Below are 22,695 nucleotides of genomic sequence, written 5' to 3'. Positions count from 1 at the left end.
TACAATACAATAAATACCTATAATTTTATCAGCTGTGAGCATTGATAATTGAGTTTTGTGTGTGGTAACTCAAAATTATCTTTTATTGATGCTCTTTTTCTCCTCATTTAACTAGCAACTTGGGTTAATTAAAAAATATAGCGTAACAAAGCCGAGCAATTTAAATGTGAATTGTTTAAAACAGGAGGATGCTTTGCTGTAATATTTATACAAAAAAATGTTGAGCAGGTAAACTACTCCTCCAATTTGGGTAAGAAGAGTAAGAATAAAAAAAATAACTATCCTTCTTAAAATAACAAGTATATACATCAGGAAATGCCAGGAAATACTGTAAGTAACATAAATAGAATTTATAAAAACATATTACATAGTTCGCAACTTCAATATTTATGATGACAATAACATTTACAAATACCTGATCAGGCTCTTTTTAAAATAAGCAGCGCTTTCCGTAATACTTTCCATTGAATTATTTGTACGGAAGTTGCCCCCCTGTTCTAAGAAATAGTACTCCAGTCCGGCCAGTTTATAATCGGGGAGAATTTTAGTATAGTCAATACTTCCCCTGCCCAGCTCTGTATAATCTTTGTTCACCTTGTCCATGTCTTTAATATGCCACATTACAAAGCGTCCTGGTTGTTTATTAAAATAATACGAAGGAGGTTGAACGGATGCGCGGGCTACCCAGTAAAGATCCATCTGAAGCTTTACTACATCAGCGTCTGTTTCTTCCATAATGATCTGGTAACCTGTTTTTCCTTCGTGGTCAACAAATTCAAAATCATGGTTGTGATACGCAAAACCAAGCCCTGCTTTATTTACATGTGTGCCAATAATATTAAGCCTGTCGGCAAGCCGTTGAAAAGATTCAATGTTTCTATCGTTAGGGTCAAGCCAGGGCCAGGTAATATATTTTTGTTGTGTGGCTAATGCGCCTTCAATGCATTTATCAACATACTCTAATAATGCTGCATCTGGAACATTCAGGTATTTAAACAGGTCATAATGCCCGCTCGAGGTAGTTAATTTTAATTCCTGGAGCAGCATGCCGAAATCTTTTGCTTTTATCCCATAATAGCTCACATTATCCGGGTCAAAACCATAGGTTTCCAGATCCTGGTAACCCAATGCTGCTGCTTTTTGCAGTGTGCCTTTTACATCTTTTGCCATAGCGTCTCTTATGGTAAATAGCTGTAGCCCCATTTTAAACTTTGGCTTGGGCACATGCATATCAAAGCTTGTAAGTAAACCTGCTGTTGCAGCTACCCCGGTTGCAGCAATAAAATCACGCCTGTTCATCGTTCTGATATTTATGAAATAAATTGATTGTTCAAGATAGTGGTAATTTTTCAACGGGTGTTCAGGAGCGCAGGATTTGTTTTTCGCTATTGCAGATGCAAAAGTTCGATTATTTCTTCCGGTGTATCACAAAAACTTATTCTCGGCTCTACGTAATTATATAAAAAACCTTCATCTTCCATTTTTTGCAGGTATACCTGCAGTGGATAAAAAAATCCTGCTGTATTCAGCAGTACAATTTTTTTGCTGTGAATGCTTAACTGGTTCCAGGTAAGCATCTCAAAAAATTCATCCATTGTGCCATAGCCGCCCGGCAATATAATTGCAGCATCACATAATTCATACATCACCTTTTTACGTTGGTGCATGGTGTCGGTAACAATAAGCGCTGTAAGCCCGGTATGCTGCACTTCCCATTCAACCAGTATCCTTGGAATAACCCCGGTAATATAGCCGCCGTATTCAAGAGCACTGTTGGCAATACAACCCATAATGCCTTTGTTGCCTGCGCCATATACAATTTGTATTCCTGTTATTGCCAATAACTTTCCCAGTTGTTTTGCATCGTATTCATATTGGGGATTGTTGCCTGACTTTGAGCCACAAAAAACTGCAACACTATTAATGCTCATGTTATTAAATTATCCTGCAATAATACGTTTATCTACAAACAGATTGCGCCTATGGCACAGAAAAGCAGGCAAGGAAACGGGAAAGAGAACAGGCAATTGTGAATTGTGTATACCTGAAAGATGATTGCTAACGGCTAATAGCCATTGCATCCTGCCGCGCAGCGGCTACCTGTTTGTAGAAAAAAATAAAGTTCTATCTTCCGTTTTTAAAAAAATCAAATATCGTTATGTCTCCCTGGCTTCTTTTTTCATTTGTAATCGGATATTTTGTTATACTGCTTATAGTAGCATATTTTACCTCCCGCAATTCCAACAACGATACTTTTTTTATCGGTAATAAAAACAGTAACTGGATGCTGGTGGCTTTCGGCATGATCGGCACATCACTATCCGGTGTAACATTTGTGAGTGTGCCGGGTGGTGTTGGAGATGTTGCCGGCGGCGCTTTTAAAGGCTTCGCCTATATGCAGGTAACCATCGGCTACCTGATAGGCTACGCGGTTATCGCTTTTGTTTTGCTCCCTTTATACTATCGCCTCAATTTAACATCCATATATAATTACCTGCAGCATCGCTTTGGTAATATTGCGTATAAAACCGGTGCTTTGTTTTTTATCATCAGCAGAACCGTAGGTGCTACAGCAAGGCTCTACCTTGTTATCAATATTCTCCAGTTTTTTATTCTTGATAAAATGGGGGTACCGTTTGTGGTAACAGCATCTTTTATATTGTTAATGATATTGCTGTATACTTTTGAAGGCGGCGTAAAAACCATCGTTTATACAGACACACTGCAGACAACCTTAATGGTAACCGGGCTTATTGTTTGCGTAATATATATTCTTCATCACCTCAATATTGGCGGTGCAGAAGCGCTCTCACAAATGAGCGCCAAGGGCTATCTCAATATATTTAATACCGATGTTAACAGTAAAGGATTTTTTCTCAAGCAAATTGTTGGTGGCGCATTTATCACCATTGCCATGACAGGACTCGACCAGGAAATGATGCAGAAAAATATCAGTGTGAAGCGGCTTGGTGACTCTCAGAAAAATGTGATGACGATGGCTCTTGTTATGGCCGGTGTATTATTCCTGTTTTTAATGCTCGGCGGTTTACTGTATATGTTCACTTTATCAAAAGGCGGTGTATATACAGATGTAAATATTGATGGAGTGATGGTAAAACAACTGTTGATTACGGATCCTCACAATGCCGGGCAAACAATGAATGTGATCGGCGATAAAATGTTCCCTTCTGTGGCGATGAACTTTTTACCACCAGCCATCAGCATTATGTTTATTATAGCTTTAATATCAGCGTTATTTCCCAGCGCTGATGGAGCGCTTACAGCTTTAACTTCTTCATTCTGCATTGATATACTGGGGCTAAAAAACAGAACTGATTTAAATGAAAAGGAGAAGAAGAAGAAAAGGCTGACCGTGCATTTTACATTTGCTTTCATCTTCCTTATATGTATACTGGTGTTTTACGCTATCAACAACAATAGTATTATAGATGTAATTCTCGATTTGGCCGGATATACTTATGGACCGTTATTGGGGTTATTTGCTTTCGGCATATTTACCAAAAGAATATTACCCAATACTCCTTTAATAACCGTAATCAGTCTTGCAGCGCCGGTACTCTGCTATATCATCAGTAAAAACGCGGCTGCCTGGTTCGGCGGTTTCCAGATAGGCATTGAACTGCTGTTGCTGAACGGTTTGTTAACCTATTTAGGTTTATTAATGATTTCAAAAAAAGATAATGCTGTAAACTAAAATGCATAAATATTCGTTGTACCTGTAAGCCACCGCAAACCGGTGGCTTTATCATCTGTAACAGATGGCAATATTCTGAATGAAAAACAATTACAACGATGAATGCAACCCTAAAAACATTAAAAGCAAATTACTGGATAGAAAGCACTGAGCAAAGCAGCCGCCAGCTTCAAAAAATTGTAGCCGAATTTGAAGCCGGCTTTGAAGCGCTTGCAAAAATAGGACCCTGCATTTCCATTTTCGGATCTGCAAGAACAAAGCCTGATAATCCCTATTATGCTTTATCTGCCGAAGTGGCGCAAAAATTAGCCCTGAATGGTTTTGGTATTATTACGGGCGGTGGCCCGGGAGTGATGGAAGCAGCCAACAGGGGCGCTGCTAAAGCAAACGGAAAAAGCATTGGGCTCAATATTTACCTTCCTTTTGAGCAGCATAATAATGATTATATTGATAAAGATAAGCTGTTAAGCTTCGATCATTTTTTTGTGCGCAAGATGATGTTCACAAAATACTCGCAGGGCTTTGTAATGATGCCCGGCGGTTTTGGAACAATGGATGAGTTTTTTGAAATAGCCACGCTTATTCAAACCGCCAAGTTCAAACAAATGCCAATGGTGCTTGTGGGCAGAAAATACTGGAGCGGGTTAATGAAATGGATTGAAGAGGTAATGCTTATCGAAGGCAATATCAGCCCTGAGGACCTTACTTTAATAGATATGGTTGATACAGCTGATGAAGTGGTGGATTGTATTGTAGATTTTTACCGTACACGGCCGCTTGCGCCTAATTTTTAATTGCTTTTTTCTTGTATTACCTTTGCATAAAATTGAGCATTGGAATTTTTACACCCGCTGGCAGAGGCTTATGCCGCCCGATACACTACAAACGATGATACATTGTTGAAAGAAGTGGCGGATTTTACCAATGAAAAACATCCCAAAGCGCATATGCTGAGTGGCGCAGTGCAGGGCAAGCTACTGGAAATGCTGAGCAGGATGATACAGCCTCGGCGCATACTGGAAATTGGCACATTTACCGGGTACAGTGCCTTATGCTTAGCCAAAGGATTAACTGAAGATGGTTTGTTGTATACCATTGAAATAAGAGTGGAAGATGCGGAAACAGCACAGTTCTTTTTTAACAAAAGTATTGTAAAAGACAGGATTATCTTGCGGGTTGGTAATGCACACGAAATTATCCCGGCATTACATGAAGCATGGGATATAGTGTTTATAGATGCAGATAAAGTGAGTTATATTGATTATTTTAATATAGTGCTGCCAAAAGTAAAGAGCGGAGGGTATATTATAGCCGATAATGTATTGTTTCATGGAGAGGTGCTTGAAGAGGAAAAAAAAGGTAAGAATGCGAAAGCCGTGCATGCTTTTAATGAATATATAAAACAAGATGAAAGAGTAGTATCTGTATTGCTTACAGTTCGCGACGGGCTACTCCTGGTAAGAAAAAAATAGCGCAGATATCCGATGAGAAAAAATGTGATTTTTATTGTTGCCGCCTGTATAGTGCTGATGCATACCGCTTCGGCACAGAATGCTACCATTATTCAGTATATTAATACTTACAAGTTTATTGCCATTAAGGAGATGCAGCGTACAGGCGTGCCTGCTGCTATTAAACTGGCACAGGGCATACTTGAAACGCAGGCCGGCATGAGCGACCTCGTACAGCGTTCCAATAATCATTTTGGTATTAAATGCAAAACTGCCTGGTCGGGTGAAAAAGTATACCATGATGATGATGAAAGAGGAGAATGTTTCAGAGCATATTCCAGCGCGGAAGATTCTTATAAAGATCATTCTGATTTTTTAAGAAACAGCTCCAGGTATGCTTTCCTGTTTAATCTTGATCCGGAAGATTATGCAGGCTGGGCCAAGGGGTTAAAAAAAGCAGGTTATGCTACCAACCCGAGGTATACACAGCAGGTTATAAAATATATTGAAGATTACAATCTTAATTTATATACCCTGATTGCTTTGGGCAAAAAAAGTATACAGGATGAGGATGCAATATATGCAATGAATACCCCGGTTATTACTCCCCGGGTTATAGCAGTTAACAGTGCCTCAAATAAAAATTATACAAAGCCTGCCGTTTACCACACCGTAAAGGATGTTAAACCGCTGAAGGCTGTTTATCCGCAGGGGGAATTTCGTATTAATGAAACAAAAGTAATATTAGCTCCTTCCGGCTCATCATTACTGGCAATCGCAGATCAGTATAATGTTAAGTATAAGCACCTGTTGGATTTTAATGAATTTGAAGAAGGAGATGATGTGCTGGATTATGATCAGCTGATTTTTTTACAAAGAAAAAGAAAACAGGGTGCTGCAGATTTTCATATTGTGCAACCCGGTGAAGATTTATACGACATATCACAATCAGAAGGTATTCGCCTGGATAACCTGCTTGATTATAACCAGCTTAATGCAGACGATGTGCCACAGGAAGGGCAGAAAATCTATTTGCAGAAAACTGCTGCAAAGCAGGCTTTCGAAAATGGCGAAAAAGTTTTATTGCAATCAGCATTTAATGCTGCTGACGCGCAATTGACAACTATGGTTAACACCACAAAGCATATTGTAACAAATAAGGAAACATTATACAGTATAGCAAAAAAATACGCGGTTGCAATAGATCAGCTTAAAACCTGGAATAGTTTACAAACCAATGATCTTAAAGTTGGGCAGGAGTTGCTTATTTATAAAAATTAGCGCATGGCTTTGATACAGGTACATGATAAAACATTTAAACCCTATATTTCTGCAGAAGAGATAACGGAAAAAATAAAAGAACTGGCGCTGGCTATCGAAAAAGACTATGCGGGAAAAACGCCATTGTTCATCGCGATACTGAATGGCTCTTTTATGTTTGCCTCGGATATGTTCAAAGCATTGAATATTCCTGCAGAAATTTGTTTTATAAAGCTTGCTTCTTATAAAGGCACAAAATCATCAGGACAGGTAATAACATCCATTGGACTGGATATTGATTTGATTGACCGTGATATTATAATACTGGAAGATATTATAGATACCGGCAAAACCATGCATACTTTTTTACCTCAGTTGCGCAACCAGCATCCCGCCTCTCTGAAAATCTGCGCCTTGCTGCATAAGCCTGCAGCCACCGAATTTCCTGTAACCGTTGATTACTGCGGTTTTTCCATACCGGATAAGTTTGTAGTGGGCTACGGACTTGATTATGATGGTTTGGGAAGAAATATTAAAGAAATTTACCAGTTGGTTGAATAGATTCAGGAATTTCGCTTTTAGAAAAAAACGATTTCTGTATCGTCCTTTAGACCGAGCAATACGGAGATTGTAGTTAAATCGTTCTTACGCGAGGGAGAACTATTCTCACCGAAGGTAAATCTGCCGGGCTTTGGTACTACTGCCTAACAGATTTCTCTCCCGCCGCAAGATACCTTTAGTTCGATCTTTATGAGGGCGGGATCGAAAAATGAGAAGGGTGTTTGTATTTTATTACCAGCACCAAGGAAAACTGTATAATTCAACTTAAAATCGAATTCCAAGCAGAATGTGCCTGGTTATAATCCGCTGTTAAATAATATATTGTGCTCAATTGTCGTTAGAAGTACTAAATGTTTTTTATTACATGCAACCGCAACTAAAACAAATTGCTTTACTCCTTAGTTGGCTTTTCGTTTTTACATCGGTATCAGCTCAATATTATCTCCGTGGTGAGATAATGGATGAAAAGAATAATCCGTTGCAGAACGTGAGAATTATTATGCATTCAACCAGGTCGATACACTCCAGTGGTGTGGGCGGTGCTTTTGGTATAACTACAGCGCTAAAAAGTGATAGCCTTGATCTTTCAATTGAAGGTTATGAGCCGCTTTCAGTGCGGGTTAACACTACAGAATACCAAAAGATAGTAATGAAAATGCTGCCTTATACGGCAAGCGTGCAAAAACAATACCTTGTTTCCTTTACTGAAAACCTTGCCGGGCTCACAAGCCGAAAAATGTTTGTGGCCGATGAAACTTACAGCCCGCTGATTGAAAATGGTTTTGTAAAAACAGATCATAACCCGGTAACCGGTTTAACGCTGAATGTAAACAGGGCATCATACAGTAATATCCGCAGGTTTATCAATATGAACAGTACAGTGCCTGAAGATGCGGTTCGTATTGAGGAAATGCTCAACTATTTCAATTTTAATTATAATGAGCCTGAAAAAGACAGCATTTTCGCTATCCGTTCGCAGGTAACTTCATGCCCCTGGAATAAAGAAAATCAGTTATTGTTTATACAGGCAGTTTCTAAAAAGCTTAACCTTGATAATGTGCCGCCAAGCAACCTGGTTTTTTTGATAGATGTATCCGGTTCTATGGATATGCCCAACCGGCTGCCGCTCTTAAAATCATCCTTCAGAAAACTGGTAGAGAATCTTCGTACCATAGATACTGTTTCTATTGTGGTATATGGCGGGGTTACAGGCATTATGCTTCCGCCAACAAGCGGTGGAAATAAAGAAAAAATACTAGAGGCGATTGAGAACCTGAATGCAGGTGGTTTTACGCCAGGAGAAGCGGGTATACGACAGGCTTACCGGCTTGCACATAATAGTTTTATAAAAGAGGGAAACAACCGGGTAATACTGGCTACAGATGGCGACTTTAACGTTGGCGAAACAGGAGAAAAGGAGCTGGAAGCATTAATCACACAAATGAAGCAGGGCGGCATCTATCTTACCTGTCTTGGCGTTGGGATGGGTAATTATAAAGATTCTAAAATCGAGATCCTTGCTAAGAAGGGCAATGGCAATTTTGCCTACCTGGATGATGAAAGAGAAGGAGAAAAAGTATTGGTGAAAGAACTTACCCAAACATTATATGCAGTAGCAGACAATGTATCGATGCAGGTGAGATTTAATAAAGATTATATTAAAGCGTACCGCCTGATTGGGTTTGATAATAAAAGAAGCGCTTTATCAGACACTACCAGCATACTGGAAGGCGGGGAAATTGGTTCAGGGCATTCTGTAATGGCTGTATTTGAAATTTCCGCTCACCCGGGTATACACCTGTCATCAAATGATGTGCTGTCTACCGTTACCATCAATTATTGCAAGCCCGGAATAAAACAATCTGCAAAACTGGAATATCAATGTGTAGATAATTACAAAGTGCTGGATAGCCTTGATAACCATCTTCGTTTTGCTACAGGCGTTTGTATGTTTGGCGGTTTATTACACAGCTCGCCATATTTAAAAAATGCGTCCTGGGATGATGTGTTGCTGCTCACCAAAAATGCAATGGATATTAATAACCCGCTTGAAACAGAGTTTTTTGATCTTGTAACAAAAGGGAAAAAGATTTATGAGCCATCTAAGAAAAGAAAAAGGAAAAGAGTGCAGGAACAGGATTAATCTTTCTTGTACATAAGAAATTGTACATACTGTTGTAAATATGTTATGGAAGACATTAATAATACAGCGGGTATGCTTTGAATTTCCCTTTTGAGTTGATTTCAAAGGTGGGAGATGGAAATTTGAATGGTTTAAGTATATAGGTGGCCGCATCAACAGGAGCAATGGATCGCACCCTGAAAAGATCCGCATCTGCAGACAGCATATATCTCCGTGTACGTTCAAAATGTGGAATGGCTTTATCTTTTATTGTAGCCGGATTTTGATGACCTCCAATCATACCATCTGCACCATAACCGATTGCAATAGCCGGCCATGCCGGGAATTTTGATGTTACCGGAAGAAAAGATTTAATGTTGAATGACAGCCAGTAACTCTGACCGTTATAATCTTTTAATAAACGCGACGTAAAGTTGTTGCCAAGTTCAGCAGGATAATATTGCGCGTAGGGTGAGAGATGTGCTGAGAATTTCATGCTGATTCTTTGCTGATCCCACCATCGCTGCTGCGATGCAAAAATAGCCGTGCCTACCAGGTTGGCAAGCATATCAGCTTTTGAAAAACCCCAGTGTGTTGAAAACCCATCGAGTATTTCTATAATAGTTAGTCCGCCGAGCGCCGTTGCAGAACCAATAATAATAGCATCGTTTTTTTGTACGCCGCACCAGCGCATCATATCATATTGCAATACGCCGGCATTATAAGCTGTTGTGGCATGCCCTATCTTATCCATTTGCAACCATTCCCTGGCATCATTAAAGAAATGAAATTTGCTGCGGGGAAATTTTTTATACCATAAAAAATAGAGCCCTGCACTTAAGGCGGTTGTTATAACAGCTTCGGTTATCACCACTTTTTTCAGCCTGTCTGGCCGGTAGGTATCAGAAGGTGGAAGAAAATGCTGGCTGTTGGCTATTGAGCAAAGGCAACACAATACTCCTGCTAAAATTGGTTTATAAGAAATCCGAAGCATGACAAAGTGCAGATCAATTTATTAGACTATTAACGAAGTAACGAAAACTTTATGAGCCAAAAAACCAGGGATTTCGTTTTTAAGTTGAATAATTTATAGTTTTCCTTAGAAGTTGTTTAAAAACGATTGCAAGGATTTTTTGATATAATGATTGCGTACACCTTTAGCTACGAATCACACTAATTATCACGAATAATTGCAGTGTAACAGTCTGGTTATTTCACAGAGGTACGCGAAGCATACACAAAGAGCCATAAAGAATAATAAAACGCTCTGTGTAACTTTGTGTATGCTTTGTGGCTCTTTGTGTAGCAAATCCTGTCCCGCCATTGCAAACACTGGAATTCGTGGCAGGAAATATATCAATCCCTGGCTAAAAATCCATACAATGAGATCAACGTTTTCAGCCTAATTTAGCCAAAGCTGCTTCAACAATATTTAATGCTTCGTTTAATTGTTTGCGGGTAATTATTAACGGGGGAGAAAGTTGTAAAACATTACCCTGGGAAATTTTATAGCTCAAACCATTTTTCAAACATTCATACAATACAAATTCCGCTGCTTCTATTGCTTTTTCTTTTGTATTCCTGTCTTTTACCAGTTCTATTCCCCATAAAAGCCCAATACCGCGAATATCACCTATAACCGGGTATTTGCTTTTAAGTTGCTCAAGTGCCGTTTTCATAAAGGCAGCATCATCATTTACTTTTTGCAATATATTATGCTGCTCAATAAAATCCAGCATGGCTTTTGCCGCTACACTTCCCAGCGGGCTCTTTTCATGCGTATAATGCCCTAAAGAAACATCAGCAGCTACATTAAAAACATCACGGGCAACCATAGCCGCTATAGGCATAATGCCGGCACCCAATCCTTTGCCGAGACAAACAATATCAGGCTGTATATCGTAATGCTCAAACGCGAACATTTTACCCGTGCGCCCAAACGCTATTGGTATTTCATCCAGTATCATCAGCACATTGTGCTTTCTGCATATCTCCTCCACTTTTTTCCAGTATGCTTTTGATGGTATCTGCACATCCGTGTTGCGTATGGTTTCTGCAATAAACGCGCCTATATCACCTTCTTTTTCTATAACATATTCAAGGTACTCTGCGTATTTGATATCATTGCCATCATCTCCAAAAATGCCCCTGTAAGTGGTTGGTGGCGGAATACGCTCAACGCCCGGTAACAAAGGTCCCATACCTTTTCTGAAAACCTGTTCACCTCCTGCTGCTATTGCATCTATAGAGGCACCGTGAAAAGAATCCCATAAAGAAATGACTTTATGTTTGCCTGTAACAATGCGTGCTAATTTCAGCGCCATACCTACAGCAGAAGTACCGCCCGGAGCAAACAATACCCTGTTAAGATCTCCGGGAAATAAAGACGCCAGTTTTTGAGCCAGCTCAATAGCAGGTATATTGGTATAACGGCGCGGGCTGAACGGCAAAACATCCATTTGTGCCTTAACTTTTTCCATCACATAGGCATTCCTGTATCCCACCTGGTGCACATTATTGCCATGAAAATCCATGTATTTTTTGCCTGACAGATCCGTGATGTATATATCCTCGCATGATGCCAAAACATCAAGGCAGGGAGTGGACATGGATTGGTGCAGAAAATATTTTGCATCCTCATCAAGATATTGTGTGGTTTGACCGTCTGCAATAGTTGCATACCATTCCTTTCTTGCATCCGAAAGATTGATATCACCTTCAGTTCTGTGAAATGAATTATTCATACCCTAAAAATAATAGTTTACAAATTCTAAACAATTTTAAATTTATATAAACAATGATTTCCTGTAATATTCTGCTGCGTTGCAACATATTTTTTAGGAAATTCGCTGCTCTTATATGTCATTTAAAAATTACTATGCCGTTCTGGGAGTTGCGCCAAATGCTACGCAGGACGATATTAAAAAAAATTTCAGAAAACTAGCGCTGCTCTATCATCCGGATAAAAATGCGGAAAACGAATTTGCTGCAATCCGTTTCAGGGAAATACAGGAGGCATATGAAATACTGGGCGACGCGGAAAAAAGAATGATATACAACCGCGTCTGGCGGGATCATTATCCCAAAGCGAATATAGCTGTTGCAGAAGAAACCAGCCCGGAAAGCATTTTACTGAAATGCAGAAAACTACAGCAGGATATACGGGAGATGGATGCATTCAGGATCAACCTGCGGTATGTGCAGGCGGAGCTGAATAAAATACTATCTGATAATACTATTGCGCTGTTGGTATTTCACAATGATAATAACATCAACAAAAATATCATTGATCATATACTTGAAATATGTGCTGTGCTTCCTAACAAAAACCTTCCTGCTATACAAAAGTCATTGAATAAGCTTGCAGGGAACAGCCAGGAGGAAATACTTATTATTCAACAAAAAATAAAACAGTTAACCTATAAAAATCTTTGGCAGCAATATTATCCCCTGCTTGCCTTCATTATAGCGGCAGTAGTATGCGCGGCAATTTATTTTTTGAGCAGTAAACACTGATGCTGTTACTTATTCAGTAAAGATTCAATAATGTGCACATATTCTTCCTTCTGTTTATTGTAATCTGCCTCACCTGTACCAGGCCCGCTAAAACCTATGTGAATTTTTTGTATCTCTCCTTTCCGGTCAACAAAAATTGCAGTTGGGAAAGCAGGTATTTTCTCAAGCTGGGGTAATGTTTTTTCCACTCTCTGCGGATCGCCAACCGCTACAGGGGTAATTAAAACCGGATACGCTACATTAAGTCTTTTGATAAAGTTTTTTGCCGCAGCCTGCGAACGTGAAAAATCTGCTGTCCTTTCGTATAGCAGCGCAATAATTTCAACCCCTTTAGATTTATACTTTTCGTAAACGTCGTTTAAAAATCTTGTCTCATCCATACAATTGGGGCACCAGGTGCCGGATACCTGGAGAATAACAACTTTATTCTTAAATTTTTTATTACTAAAAGAAACAGGCTTTCCCTCTACATCTTTAAATGTGAAACTGACTTTGGGAGCAACGCCGGGTTTAAGCAGTGATGCTGTTTCAGGCAAAGCTGCATTATTATTTTTTTCAGCGCTCCATGCCTGCCAGCCCGGCCCGGCGCCGGAATAAAACCTTCCGCCGCTTATGGTTTTATTATCATTTATTTTTGCCGTGAACAAAAGCGCATAGCCTCCGTCAAATCCGGATAATTTAAGCGAATCACCATCTACAACTCCCTCAAGGTACCGGTAGTCGCCACTCACGGTTAAAAATGAGCCAGTAAGCTTATTTCCGTTTTGTTCAAATACGCCTACATTGGAAGATGATCTTGTGCCGGCACTATCAGAAAATGTAGCAGCCCAGCGGCCGGTAATATTAGCGGCAGTATTAGCTGAGGTAATTTTAAACCTGTAATTTTCATTATACGTTGCAGTAAAAGGAATAACCGTATTCCTGTCTGCCAGCCGTTTTATCCATTCGCCTGTTAATTTATCACTCCCGTTAAAAACAAGGTTAAACCGCGAATCGAAGAAAGGAAGTATCACAATAACGGAATCACCTTTAATAGTTATATCGTCAACCACCAAACGCTCAGAGGCATTGGTGATAAACATTGTTTTTTTCTGAAGGCTATCCTTCACTTCAAAGTTTATAACGATTTCTTTGCCATCAACTCTTGATAAAATACCCCTCCATTTTCCATCTTTTAAACCGTTATACTGCTGGGCGTTTCCTATACTATATATCAAAAACAGTACTGCTGTTAAAAACCGCTTCTTCATAGATAGATTAAAATTATTCCTGCAAACTTAGCCAATTTATTTAGTCTATTGAAATTGTAGATTATTCAGCATATCCTCCGTCATCCTGCTTAAATCATATTCATGTTGCCAGCCCCAATCTTTTCTTGCCACGCTGTCATCAATACTTTGCGGCCAACTATCGGCAATCTGCTGCCTGTAATCAGGCTTGTAGTCAATAGTGAAATCCGGAATATGTTTTTTTATCTCCGCGGCAATTTCTTTTGGAGAAAAACTGATAGCCCCAAGATTATACGAAGTGCGCACGGAAATTTTGGCGGCATCTGCTTCCATTAATTCAATAGTAGCTTTGATGGCATCCGGCATATACATCATAGGCAAATAGGTGTTTTCATCAAGAAAAGAAGTATATTTTTTTTCTTCCAGCGCTTCATGAAAAATCTCCACCGCATAATCAGTCGTTCCTCCGCCGGGGGCAGACTTATAACTGATCAATCCCGGGTAACGTAAGCTTCTGACGTCTACGCCAAAACGCTGGTTATAATATTTGCACCAAAACTCCCCGGCATACTTACTTATGCCGTATACTGTTGTTGGTTCAATAATGGTTTGCTGGGGGCAAAGTTGCTTGGGTGATGTAGGACCAAATACAGCTATGCTACTTGGCCAGTATACTTTATGCAGGTTTTCTTCTCTTGCAATATCCAGTACATTCAGCAGGCTTTGCGTATTCAGATGCCATGCAAGCCCAGGATTTTTTTCGCCTGTTGCTGAAAGTATGGCTGCCAATAAATATATCTGTGTAACGTTTTGCCTGATCACCTGCACATGCAACATTTCTTTATTCATTACATCAAGCGAAACATAAGGCCCTGTTCCCTTTAATAAGCTGTTTTCTTCCCGAAGGTCGGATGCAACAACTTGTGCGTCGCCATATATTTTTCTTAAAGCTAAGGTTAGCTCAACGCCAATTTGCCCGGATGCCCCGATAACGAGTATTTTTTCTTTTGCCATTTTTGTGTTTTAAATGATTGCAAAAAAATAAAATTGGTATGTAATCAGGAAATTTATATTTTAACATGCAAATTCCACTTCTATGTTTCAATTGCACAAAAGGAAACTTTATGCAGGCATCGGTCTGCTTGCTATTCTTATTATTGGTGTCTCCGCTACTACGCAGGATAAACCAAAGCCCAATCTTAAAGTACTTCCAAAGAATATTGACCACGAAGCGTTGTCAAAAATCATGAAGGAGTTTAATGTGTCTTTGGGTGTGAAATGTAATTTCTGTCACGCTCAATCAAAAACAGATCCTAAAAAACTTGATTTTGGAAGTGACGAGAAGGATGAAAAGAACATAGCAAGGAGTATGATGAAAATGACTTCTAAAATCAATAAAAAGTATTTCAATTTTAATAAGGAAGGAGAGGGTAATGCTCCTGCTGTTACCTGTATTACCTGCCACAATGGTAAGGCTCATCCGGAAAGTAAGGTAACGCTTCCGCCACCACCTCCTGAAAGATAAAATATTATCAAATCATGTTCAGGCTGCCTTTAGTGCAGCCTTTTTTATTGTGGCAAGAATTAGGAATAAAGTGCAAGGAAACTACATGACCATTTTTACAATCATTTCTTTCAGCAAAGAAGCATCTTCCGTTCCGGCATCGTTTACCCCGATGCTCCTCAGATTATAGTGATGCAGTAATAAAAGCACATTTTCAACTCCGCTGAATCCATATGTAGCCGCAGCAAGCTTATAGTCTTTCATAAAAAATGAGGGTATTCCTGTTGCTGCGGCAACGGCTTTATCATCGCCTTTTACAGACAGCAGCATATATACCTTGCTGAAGAAATTATACAATGAGGGTAATACCAATTGTATCGGGGCAGCCTTCGGATTTGACTCAAAGTATTGAATGATATGCATTGCTTTTACAATATCTTTTCTTTGTAAAGCCTCCTGCAGTTCAAATACATTGTATTCTTTACTGACGCCCACATACTCTTCAATATCTTCTTCAGTAATATTTTTCCTGCTCACTAGGTTAATAAGCAATTTGTCAATCTCATTGTTTATCCTGCTGATGTCGTTGCCAATATGATCTACCAGCAATGCCAGCGCCTTTTTAGAGATGGTATAGCCTTTTGACTGAACCAACTCATTGGTCCATTCAGGTAACTGGCTATCATACATTTTTTTGGTAACAACATGCACTGCATTTTGCTTGAGATATTTGGCAAGCTTGCTTCTGCCATCAACCTTTTTTTCCTTATGCGCCACTACCAGGATGGTGGAGGCAAGCGGAGATGAAATATATGCTTCCAGCTTTTCCACATCACGCATTTGCTGGGCTTCTTTAAGAATAACAACCTGCCGTTCTCCAAACATTGGATAGCGCCTGCAGGCGTTTACAATATCAGCCCAGTTTGCATCTTTGCCATAAAAAACAGTAAGATTAAACGACGCTTCTGACTCAGATAATATCTCATGCTCTGCATATTCTACCACCCGGTCAATATAAAAGCTTTCTTCACCTTCAAGCCAGTATACAGGATGATAGGCTTTCTTTTTCCAGTCTGCTATTATTTTTTCTGTGCTCATACCTGATTGAGCCGCAAATTAAAGATATAATCTGCTTTAATGGGCCAATCCAGGTTATTTGTGACAAAAACGTAGTATTAAAATGCATAAATCATCTTAATTACCAGAGAAAAAATCTTTGTACATTAACTTTTATATTTTGAACTTCATTTGCGGAAAAAGCATATTCCTGCTTATATCTCTGCATTAAAAAAAAGAAAAATTATTATGCCTAAATTAGCAGCCTTTCCCAAAGCATTTATGGATGCCTTATGTAAAGATGGAACAATGAAAGTGTCGGAATGGATTGAGTTAGCATCAAAACTGGATATTGAAGGACTTGAATGGTATGCTGGATTTATTGAGATGGAAGATGAGGCAAACTGGCCGATATTCAGGAAACAGGTTGAGGATAAAGGAATGGTTATTCCAATGATGTGCTGCTCACCTGATTTTACACATCCTGACGAGGCCTTTCGTAATAAAGAAATAGAAAAACAGAAAAGATGGATTGATATGACCTATGCCCTGGGAGGATCTTACTGCCGTGTGCTTTCAGGGCAAAAACGCCCGGAGCTGTCTGTAGAGCAGGGCGTTCAATTGGCTGCAGACTGTATACAGGCCTGTTTACCTTATGCCGCTGAAAGAAATATCACCCTTATTATAGAAAATCATTACAAGGATAATTTTTGGGAGTATCCGGAATTTGCTCAAAAAATGGATGTTTTCTGCAAGCTGGTTGACAAAATCCATCACCCCAATTTTGGTGTTAATTATGACCCCAGCAACACTTACCTGGCCGGTGAAGATCCTATTGAACTATTAAAAAGAGTATCAAGCCGGGTAGTTACCATGCACGCCAGCGATCGTTACCTGAAAGAGGGAACTATTGAAGATCTGCGAAAGGAAGAGGGTGGTGTAGAAGGTTATGCAAAAAGGTTAAGTCATGGGGAAATAGGTAAAGGGCTTAATGATTATGATGCTATTTTTTCCGAGCTGAAAAGGACAGGCTTTGATAGCTGGATAAGTATTGAAGATGGTGTGGATGGTATGGATCAGCTTGACAGGAGCGTGAAATTTTTACGTAAAAAAATGGCGCAGTATTGGCCTTCGTAAATAATCCTTGTTATCAGGCAATTAAAATCTGCTCCTTTTCAAGAAGGGGCAGGTTTTTAAACCGCATTAAAATGTTTGCAACAGTAACCACATCTTTCTGGCAATAGGTTACTATACGTGGTAAATCATTTTCTTTATAATAAACATCTTTAACCATACTGCCGTCAATATCATCTTTAGGTGTTTCAATGCCAAGTACTGTAGCAAGCAAATGCAGCGAGGTATAGTTTTTATAGTCGCCAAACTTCCATAGCTCCATTGTGTCAACCAGGTTTGTTTCCCATGGTTTTTTACTGCTTAGCTGTAAATGGTCTGATAATACAACCTGGTTAATCATCATTCTCCGGCAAATAAATGGTATATCAAACTCTTTTATGTTATGGCCGGTCATGATTAAGTTGCTTCGTTTTTCTTTAAAAGAATGGAGTAATTCGTTAAATGATTTTAACAGGGATGCTTCATTATTTCCATACAAAGACTTCAGTTTAAAAACCAGTTTTCCATCGCTTTCCTGGTAAAAAAGCCCGGTTGAAATACAAATTATTCTACCAAATTCGCTTTGAATACCAGCACGTTGCGAATACCAGTCTTCAGGTAAAAAATTTTCTGGCATGGTTTTAGACATTTTGTGCAACCAGAGTTCCTTCCATTGTTGAGACAGGTGTGAAAAATCAGGAAATTGAGGAACTGTTTCAATATCCAGCACAAGTAAATGATTAAGATTAGCGTTATAAATCATAATTATACTTTGTAAATTAAATTTGTCAAAACTTTAAAAAATAAACAAATGAGTGCATCAAATTATCCTTCAGCATCAGGATCATCCCAACCACCTAAAAAAGATAATCGCGGCATTATTTATGGCGTATTAATCGCTGCTTTACTGGGTACATGGGGTTATATCATTTACGATAAAAGTAAAACCAAAGAAGTTATTCAGCAAAAAGATGTTCAATATGCTTCTCTGGATTCAATAAGAAATCAGCTGGCTACCGATTACCAGGCTGCTGAAATCAGGCTTGATAAAATGACATCTGAAAATACCAAGCTCGACAGCCTTGTTAAAACACGCGATAAAGATGTTGCAACAATGCGTGCAAGAATTAAAACGCTTATCGGCAAGCAGAATGCAAGCGCTTCTGACCTGGCTGAAGCCCGTAAGCTGATCAACTCTTTAAACAGTAAAATTGAAGAGTATGTAGCTGAAATTGAAAGGCTGCAGGGAGAAAATAAGCAGCTTACTGCAGATAAAGAGCAATTAACTACTGAAAAAGCTCAGTTAACAGATACACTTAATCAAAAGGTTACTGAAAATAAAGATCTTACCGGTAAGGTTGATGTTGGTTCTACATTGAACGCTTCTAATTTCCATATATCTGCCATCAACGAAAAGAAAAATGGTAAAGAGTCTGAAACTTCTAAAGCAAAAAGAGCTGATAAATTCCGTGTTTCTTTTGATGTAGAAAACAGGCTTTCAGTTACCGGAACTAAAGAATTGTATGTAGTTGTTACAAATCCGGAAGGACTGGTAGTTAAAGAAGAAGGATTGGGATCAGGAACAGTAACTACAAGAGAAGATGGAGATAAAGAATTTACCAACAAAGTATCTATTGATTATGAACAAGGCAAACGCAAAAATGTAAGCTTTGATCTTAAACAAACCGATAAATACAAACCAGGAACATACAAAGTAGAAGTATACCAGAATGGTTTTAAAATTGGTGAAGGCGGTGTTACCCTGAAAAAAGGTGGAATATTCGGATAGTTGAAATAAATGATAATAATATATGCGAAAAGGCTTCCTGTAAAACGGGAAGCCTTTTCGCTTTAAAGCTTATACATAGCCGCCAGGTACAATTATGCATTTCCGGTCACAGCTTCAGCCATTTATTTTTATCAAGGCTACCATCGCTTTTATCTTATAGCAGCCCGAATTTGGTTATACCAGGTTTGCACAAATGAATAAATACACTTAATTTATGGCAGAATATCATAAGCACACTCAGGTATACCACATCATCTTTTTACTATGAGATATGCATTACTCATTTTAACTGCATTGTTCTTGAGCTTTTCATTCAATTATGCTTACAGCCAATCCAAAACTTTATGGACAGCAGCCGACCGCCGCTTCCTGGTTGAAAATCTTGAAAGAACAAAGCAGGAAATTATTAAGCAAACACAGCATCTTACGCCGGTACAATGGTCGTTTAAAGAAGATTCATCAAAATGGTCAATTGCCCAGGTGCTTGAACATTTGGGGTTATATGAAAGGATTTTTGCGCAGGAAGCTGATATTATGCTCAGTTCAAAGCCTGAACCGGAACTGGATAGCGTTGCGCTGCCTGATACCACCTATATAAACTGGATGAACGATCCCAGCCCGCACAAAGCAGAATGGAATGCAGAACCTTTGGGATTGATGAAAGGTAAAGATAACCTCACCTTCTTTTTATTTGGAAGAGATCATATTATAAGGTTTATAAAAAATACAACATACGATCTGAAATCACACTACACCTACAGGTGGGGTGATGAAAAAAGACGAAGCATACATGCATTGATGGTTGTGCATTTTGGTCATACTGACAGGCATTTGAAACAGGTATTGAGCATTAAACAGGCAAAAGGTTTTCCGAAGAGTTAATAATATTATGCCACCCAACAGAACCCTGCGTGTCAGGTACATTTCAAGTTTCCGCGCCGGAAGTGGTTGATGAGATACCGTCCCGGCAACATTTCACCGACCATCGAAGACTTGGTGTACACCCTGGGTGCTGAAAGCCACTAATCACAGCGTACTAACTATTATTATTTTCCTATTTCGATACTACAATTCCGTTCGGCGTAATTCATCTGCCTGTATTGTTTTTATTTTTGCTCCAAAAACGCAATAAATTACGCAGCATGATATTGAGAATAAGTATTGCTATTTTGTTTTTGCAAATAATATTCAGCGCCACGGCTCAACAGCCGTTTACTATTGGAGCAAAATACAGCATACCATCGCAGGCATTGAAAGAAACAAGAGAATACTATGTATATCTTCCACCTGAGTATAACAGCAATGAATATGCGCCGGCAAAGTATCCTGTAATTTACCTGCTTGATGGCGAAAGCAGCTTCCATTATTTTACCGGACTACAACAGTCGCTCAGCAAAGGACCTTATGCATATATGCCCAATGCCATTGTAGTTGGTATTGTAAACACACAACGTACCCGCGACCTTACACCAACCGATGCAGGCAGAACAGCGTTTTACGATAAATCGCAAACCATGTTTAAAGGTGGAGGCGGTAATCATCATTTCATACAATTCTTAACCGCTGAGCTGCGTATGCATATTGATTCCGTGTACCGGACATCGGGTTATAGTATTATAGTAGGGCATTCTTTTGGCGGACTTACCGCTGCAAATCTCCTGCTGAATTACACAACATTATTCAATGCATATATTATGATTGATCCCAGTCTATGGTGGGATGACGGGATTATGCTGCGCCAGGCAGATAGTATGTTAGCCAAAAAGGATTTCGGGCAGGCTAATATTTATGTTGCAATGGCGCACAAAGAAATCATTCCGCAGGATACTACTACAGATATGGAGCGGTCTATCCTTGGTTTTGAAACACTGCTGAAAAAATATTCCCCAAAAAATCTGCGATGGAGCTTCCAATATTATCCTGGAGAAGATCATGGTACGATAGCTGTACCTGCCGCTTACAACGGGCTGCGATTTATTTTTGATGGTCATCTTGTACAGGTAAAGCAGGCTGTATTTAATCCACAGCTTGTAACTACCCACTTTAAAAAGCTTTCCGCACAAACAGGATTCAGCTTTCAGCCCTCAGAACCTTACCTCGACTGGATGGGGAACTTTTGCCAAAAATCGGGTATGCTTAAAGAAGCGGCAGCCTTTTATGAGATGGCAACAAAACTATATCCTCAGAGCAGGCACGCAGGGGAAGTATGGAGGAAGATTAAAGCGAAATGATTATATATAGCTGCAATTGCGTACACTACTGTGTTTCTTTTCGAAATTACCGTAAAGGCTGCATTACTATCCCTCTGTCATAATGCCCTTTGCACTTACATATCTTCGCCATTTTTCAATAACCTGTTGTATATCCTCTGGCAACTCACTATTAAAAAACATTTCTTTTTTTGTAGTGGGATGAATAAAACCTAAGGTCTTTGCATGCAGTGCATGACGCGGGCAGATAGCAAAGCAATTATCAACAAACTGCTTGTATTTGGTGAATACTGTTCCTTTTACAATCCTGTCGCCACCATAAGTATCATCATTAAACAAAGGGTGACCTATATGCTTCATGTGTACACGTATCTGGTGTGTACGACCGGTTTCAAGCCGGCACTCAACCAAACTCACATAACCAAATTTTTCCAGTACGGTATAATGCGTTACTGCATCTTTGCCATGATCTCCTTCGGGGTATACATCCATTATTTTCCGGAAACGCTGATGACGCCCTACATGACCGGAGATGGTTCCTTCGCTGTCTTCAAAATCGCCCCAAACCAATGCTATATACCTGCGGTGAGCCGTATGCGCGGCAAACTGCGCGGCAAGACCAATAGAAGCTTTTTCATTTTTAGCAAGCACAAGTAACCCACTGGTATTTTTATCAATGCGGTGCACCAGTCCGAAACGGGGAAGCGCTACTTCTGTTAACTCAGGCGATTGCTGTTGCAAATGCCATGCAATACCATTTACCACCGTACCATTATAATTGCCCGAACCAGGATGCACTACCATACCCGCAGGCTTATTGATCACTATAATATCATCATCTTCGTATACAAAATTCAGCTCCATTTTTTCAGGAACTATCTCAGTAGACTCAGGTGAGGTTTCAGAATATACCAGCACTTCATCGCCCGGCTTTATCTTATGGTTTGACTTAATCGCTTTGCCATTCACCAGCACATGCCCTTTTTCAATTGCCTGCTGCAATTTGTTTCTTGTGCCGCCTTCAATGCGGTTGATCAGGAATTTATCAATACGCAATGGCTCCTGCCCTTTATCAACGGTAAAAGACATACGTTCATATAATTCTTCCGCTCCTTCTGAATTTTCCAGTTCATCTTCAAAATCCGCTCCGGGCTTTTGCATATCAATAT

21 protein-coding genes are annotated in these 22,695 nt (G+C 39.5%); 12 read left to right on the top strand and 9 right to left on the bottom strand.

The window, feature by feature from the left end; genetic code table 11:
* Positions 1-405: 405 nt before the first annotated feature.
* Both DC498_RS13060 and DC498_RS13055 read right to left on the bottom strand, forming a co-directional pair.
* On the bottom strand, positions 406-1,299 hold the full coding sequence (locus DC498_RS13060; protein ID WP_116874598.1) for a sugar phosphate isomerase/epimerase family protein: 894 nt from the start codon (positions 1,297-1,299) through the stop codon (positions 406-408).
* 86 nt (positions 1,300-1,385) lie between these two features.
* Positions 1,386-1,931 (bottom strand): TIGR00730 family Rossman fold protein, encoded by a 546-nt coding sequence (locus tag DC498_RS13055; protein WP_116874597.1) that lies wholly within the window; start codon positions 1,929-1,931, stop codon positions 1,386-1,388.
* 227 nt (positions 1,932-2,158) lie between these two features.
* Here DC498_RS13055 and DC498_RS13050 point away from each other — a divergent pair, with 227 nt between their 5' ends.
* From DC498_RS13050 to DC498_RS13025, 6 genes are all read left to right on the top strand, one after another.
* The gene (locus DC498_RS13050) at positions 2,159-3,715 is read left to right on the top strand and encodes a sodium:solute symporter (protein WP_116874596.1); all 1,557 of its coding nucleotides are present in this window, start codon (positions 2,159-2,161) and stop codon (positions 3,713-3,715) included.
* A gap of 98 nt (positions 3,716-3,813) precedes the next feature.
* Positions 3,814-4,509: a TIGR00730 family Rossman fold protein gene (locus DC498_RS13045; protein ID WP_116874595.1), complete on the top strand. Its 696-nt coding sequence runs from the start codon at positions 3,814-3,816 to the stop codon at positions 4,507-4,509.
* A gap of 39 nt (positions 4,510-4,548) precedes the next feature.
* Positions 4,549-5,187, top strand: a complete 639-nt coding sequence (locus DC498_RS13040; RefSeq protein WP_116874594.1) for an O-methyltransferase — start codon at positions 4,549-4,551, stop codon at positions 5,185-5,187.
* A gap of 12 nt (positions 5,188-5,199) precedes the next feature.
* Positions 5,200-6,447: a glucosaminidase domain-containing protein gene (locus DC498_RS13035; protein WP_116874593.1), complete on the top strand. Its 1,248-nt coding sequence runs from the start codon at positions 5,200-5,202 to the stop codon at positions 6,445-6,447.
* A gap of 3 nt (positions 6,448-6,450) precedes the next feature.
* Positions 6,451-6,987: a hypoxanthine phosphoribosyltransferase gene (gene hpt / locus DC498_RS13030; protein ID WP_116874592.1), complete on the top strand. Its 537-nt coding sequence runs from the start codon at positions 6,451-6,453 to the stop codon at positions 6,985-6,987.
* A gap of 364 nt (positions 6,988-7,351) precedes the next feature.
* Entirely contained in the window at positions 7,352-9,130 is a 1,779-nt protein-coding gene (locus DC498_RS13025; protein WP_116874591.1) for a vWA domain-containing protein, read from the top strand.
* 55 nt (positions 9,131-9,185) lie between these two features.
* Here DC498_RS13025 and DC498_RS13020 read toward each other — a convergent pair whose 3' ends face one another.
* Positions 9,186-10,103 (bottom strand): DUF2279 domain-containing protein, encoded by a 918-nt coding sequence (locus DC498_RS13020; protein ID WP_116874590.1) that lies wholly within the window; start codon positions 10,101-10,103, stop codon positions 9,186-9,188.
* A 403-nt stretch (positions 10,104-10,506) separates the two neighbouring features.
* Positions 10,507-11,853, bottom strand: coding sequence for an aspartate aminotransferase family protein (locus DC498_RS13015; protein ID WP_116874589.1), 1,347 nt, complete (start codon positions 11,851-11,853; stop codon positions 10,507-10,509).
* A gap of 115 nt (positions 11,854-11,968) precedes the next feature.
* On the opposite strand from DC498_RS13015, the gene DC498_RS13010 reads away from it, so the two are divergent.
* Entirely contained in the window at positions 11,969-12,625 is a 657-nt protein-coding gene (locus DC498_RS13010; protein WP_116874588.1) for a J domain-containing protein, read from the top strand.
* A gap of 5 nt (positions 12,626-12,630) precedes the next feature.
* Here the strand turns inward: DC498_RS13010 and DC498_RS13005 are convergent, their stop codons facing one another.
* Positions 12,631-13,875 (bottom strand): peroxiredoxin family protein, encoded by a 1,245-nt coding sequence (locus tag DC498_RS13005; RefSeq protein ID WP_116874587.1) that lies wholly within the window; start codon positions 13,873-13,875, stop codon positions 12,631-12,633.
* 45 nt (positions 13,876-13,920) lie between these two features.
* Positions 13,921-14,868 (bottom strand): NAD-dependent epimerase/dehydratase family protein, encoded by a 948-nt coding sequence (locus DC498_RS13000; protein WP_116874586.1) that lies wholly within the window; start codon positions 14,866-14,868, stop codon positions 13,921-13,923.
* An 82-nt stretch (positions 14,869-14,950) separates the two neighbouring features.
* Between DC498_RS13000 and DC498_RS12995 the strand changes: the two genes are divergently transcribed.
* On the top strand, positions 14,951-15,379 hold the full coding sequence (locus tag DC498_RS12995) for a c-type cytochrome (RefSeq protein ID WP_116874585.1): 429 nt from the start codon (positions 14,951-14,953) through the stop codon (positions 15,377-15,379).
* Positions 15,380-15,460: 81 nt separating this feature from the next.
* Here the strand turns inward: DC498_RS12995 and holA are convergent, their stop codons facing one another.
* Positions 15,461-16,456 carry a DNA polymerase III subunit delta gene (gene holA, locus DC498_RS12990; RefSeq protein WP_116874584.1) on the bottom strand — a complete coding sequence of 332 codons (996 nt, stop codon included), beginning with the start codon at positions 16,454-16,456 and terminating at the stop codon, positions 15,461-15,463.
* A 207-nt stretch (positions 16,457-16,663) separates the two neighbouring features.
* Between holA and DC498_RS12985 the strand changes: the two genes are divergently transcribed.
* Positions 16,664-17,551, top strand: a complete 888-nt coding sequence (locus tag DC498_RS12985) for a sugar phosphate isomerase/epimerase family protein (protein ID WP_116874615.1) — start codon at positions 16,664-16,666, stop codon at positions 17,549-17,551.
* 13 nt (positions 17,552-17,564) lie between these two features.
* Here DC498_RS12985 and DC498_RS12980 read toward each other — a convergent pair whose 3' ends face one another.
* Positions 17,565-18,290, bottom strand: a complete 726-nt coding sequence (locus DC498_RS12980) for a ribonuclease H-like domain-containing protein (RefSeq protein ID WP_116874583.1) — start codon at positions 18,288-18,290, stop codon at positions 17,565-17,567.
* 48 nt (positions 18,291-18,338) lie between these two features.
* Between DC498_RS12980 and DC498_RS12975 the strand changes: the two genes are divergently transcribed.
* The 3 genes from DC498_RS12975 to DC498_RS12965 all read left to right on the top strand — a co-directional run bounded on the left by DC498_RS12975 (position 18,339) and on the right by DC498_RS12965 (position 21,547).
* A complete protein-coding gene (locus DC498_RS12975) occupies positions 18,339-19,316 on the top strand; it encodes a hypothetical protein (RefSeq protein WP_116874582.1) in 978 nt (325 codons plus the stop codon).
* A gap of 264 nt (positions 19,317-19,580) precedes the next feature.
* A complete protein-coding gene (locus tag DC498_RS12970) occupies positions 19,581-20,198 on the top strand; it encodes a DinB family protein (protein ID WP_116874581.1) in 618 nt (205 codons plus the stop codon).
* 260 nt (positions 20,199-20,458) lie between these two features.
* The gene (locus DC498_RS12965) at positions 20,459-21,547 is read left to right on the top strand and encodes an alpha/beta hydrolase (RefSeq protein WP_133176843.1); all 1,089 of its coding nucleotides are present in this window, start codon (positions 20,459-20,461) and stop codon (positions 21,545-21,547) included.
* Between the two features lie 66 nt (positions 21,548-21,613).
* Here DC498_RS12965 and DC498_RS12960 read toward each other — a convergent pair whose 3' ends face one another.
* The gene (locus tag DC498_RS12960) at positions 21,614-22,687 is read right to left on the bottom strand and encodes an RluA family pseudouridine synthase (protein ID WP_116874579.1); all 1,074 of its coding nucleotides are present in this window, start codon (positions 22,685-22,687) and stop codon (positions 21,614-21,616) included.
* Between the last annotated feature and the right edge of the window lie 8 nt (positions 22,688-22,695).

The organism is Terrimonas sp., from assembly GCF_003075435.1.
Classification (GTDB): domain Bacteria; phylum Bacteroidota; class Bacteroidia; order Chitinophagales; family Chitinophagaceae; genus Agriterribacter.
This window is presented reverse-complemented; position numbering and strand designations above follow the sequence as displayed.

Excerpts from the sequence above, each read along its gene's own strand:
- DC498_RS12965 (WP_133176843.1), top strand. The coding sequence starts at position 20,459 with ATGATATTGAGAATAAGTATTGCTATTTTGTTTTTGCAAATAATATTC.
- DC498_RS13035 (WP_116874593.1), top strand. The coding sequence starts at position 5,200 with ATGAGAAAAAATGTGATTTTTATTGTTGCCGCCTGTATAGTGCTGATG.
- DC498_RS12985 (WP_116874615.1), top strand. The coding sequence starts at position 16,664 with ATGCCTAAATTAGCAGCCTTTCCCAAAGCATTTATGGATGCCTTATGT.
- DC498_RS13050 (WP_116874596.1), top strand. The coding sequence starts at position 2,159 with ATGTCTCCCTGGCTTCTTTTTTCATTTGTAATCGGATATTTTGTTATA.
- hpt (WP_116874592.1), top strand. The coding sequence starts at position 6,451 with ATGGCTTTGATACAGGTACATGATAAAACATTTAAACCCTATATTTCT.
- DC498_RS12995 (WP_116874585.1), top strand. The coding sequence starts at position 14,951 with ATGTTTCAATTGCACAAAAGGAAACTTTATGCAGGCATCGGTCTGCTT.
- DC498_RS12980 (WP_116874583.1), bottom strand. The coding sequence starts at position 18,290 with ATGATTTATAACGCTAATCTTAATCATTTACTTGTGCTGGATATTGAA.
- DC498_RS12970 (WP_116874581.1), top strand. The coding sequence starts at position 19,581 with ATGAGATATGCATTACTCATTTTAACTGCATTGTTCTTGAGCTTTTCA.
- DC498_RS13025 (WP_116874591.1), top strand. The coding sequence starts at position 7,352 with ATGCAACCGCAACTAAAACAAATTGCTTTACTCCTTAGTTGGCTTTTC.
- DC498_RS13045 (WP_116874595.1), top strand. The coding sequence starts at position 3,814 with ATGAATGCAACCCTAAAAACATTAAAAGCAAATTACTGGATAGAAAGC.
- DC498_RS13060 (WP_116874598.1), bottom strand. The coding sequence starts at position 1,299 with ATGAACAGGCGTGATTTTATTGCTGCAACCGGGGTAGCTGCAACAGCA.
- DC498_RS12960 (WP_116874579.1), bottom strand. The coding sequence starts at position 22,687 with ATGCAAAAGCCCGGAGCGGATTTTGAAGATGAACTGGAAAATTCAGAA.
- DC498_RS13020 (WP_116874590.1), bottom strand. The coding sequence starts at position 10,103 with ATGCTTCGGATTTCTTATAAACCAATTTTAGCAGGAGTATTGTGTTGC.
- DC498_RS12975 (WP_116874582.1), top strand. The coding sequence starts at position 18,339 with ATGAGTGCATCAAATTATCCTTCAGCATCAGGATCATCCCAACCACCT.
- DC498_RS13005 (WP_116874587.1), bottom strand. The coding sequence starts at position 13,875 with ATGAAGAAGCGGTTTTTAACAGCAGTACTGTTTTTGATATATAGTATA.
- holA (WP_116874584.1), bottom strand. The coding sequence starts at position 16,456 with ATGAGCACAGAAAAAATAATAGCAGACTGGAAAAAGAAAGCCTATCAT.
- DC498_RS13010 (WP_116874588.1), top strand. The coding sequence starts at position 11,969 with ATGTCATTTAAAAATTACTATGCCGTTCTGGGAGTTGCGCCAAATGCT.
- DC498_RS13015 (WP_116874589.1), bottom strand. The coding sequence starts at position 11,853 with ATGAATAATTCATTTCACAGAACTGAAGGTGATATCAATCTTTCGGAT.
- DC498_RS13000 (WP_116874586.1), bottom strand. The coding sequence starts at position 14,868 with ATGGCAAAAGAAAAAATACTCGTTATCGGGGCATCCGGGCAAATTGGC.
- DC498_RS13055 (WP_116874597.1), bottom strand. The coding sequence starts at position 1,931 with ATGAGCATTAATAGTGTTGCAGTTTTTTGTGGCTCAAAGTCAGGCAAC.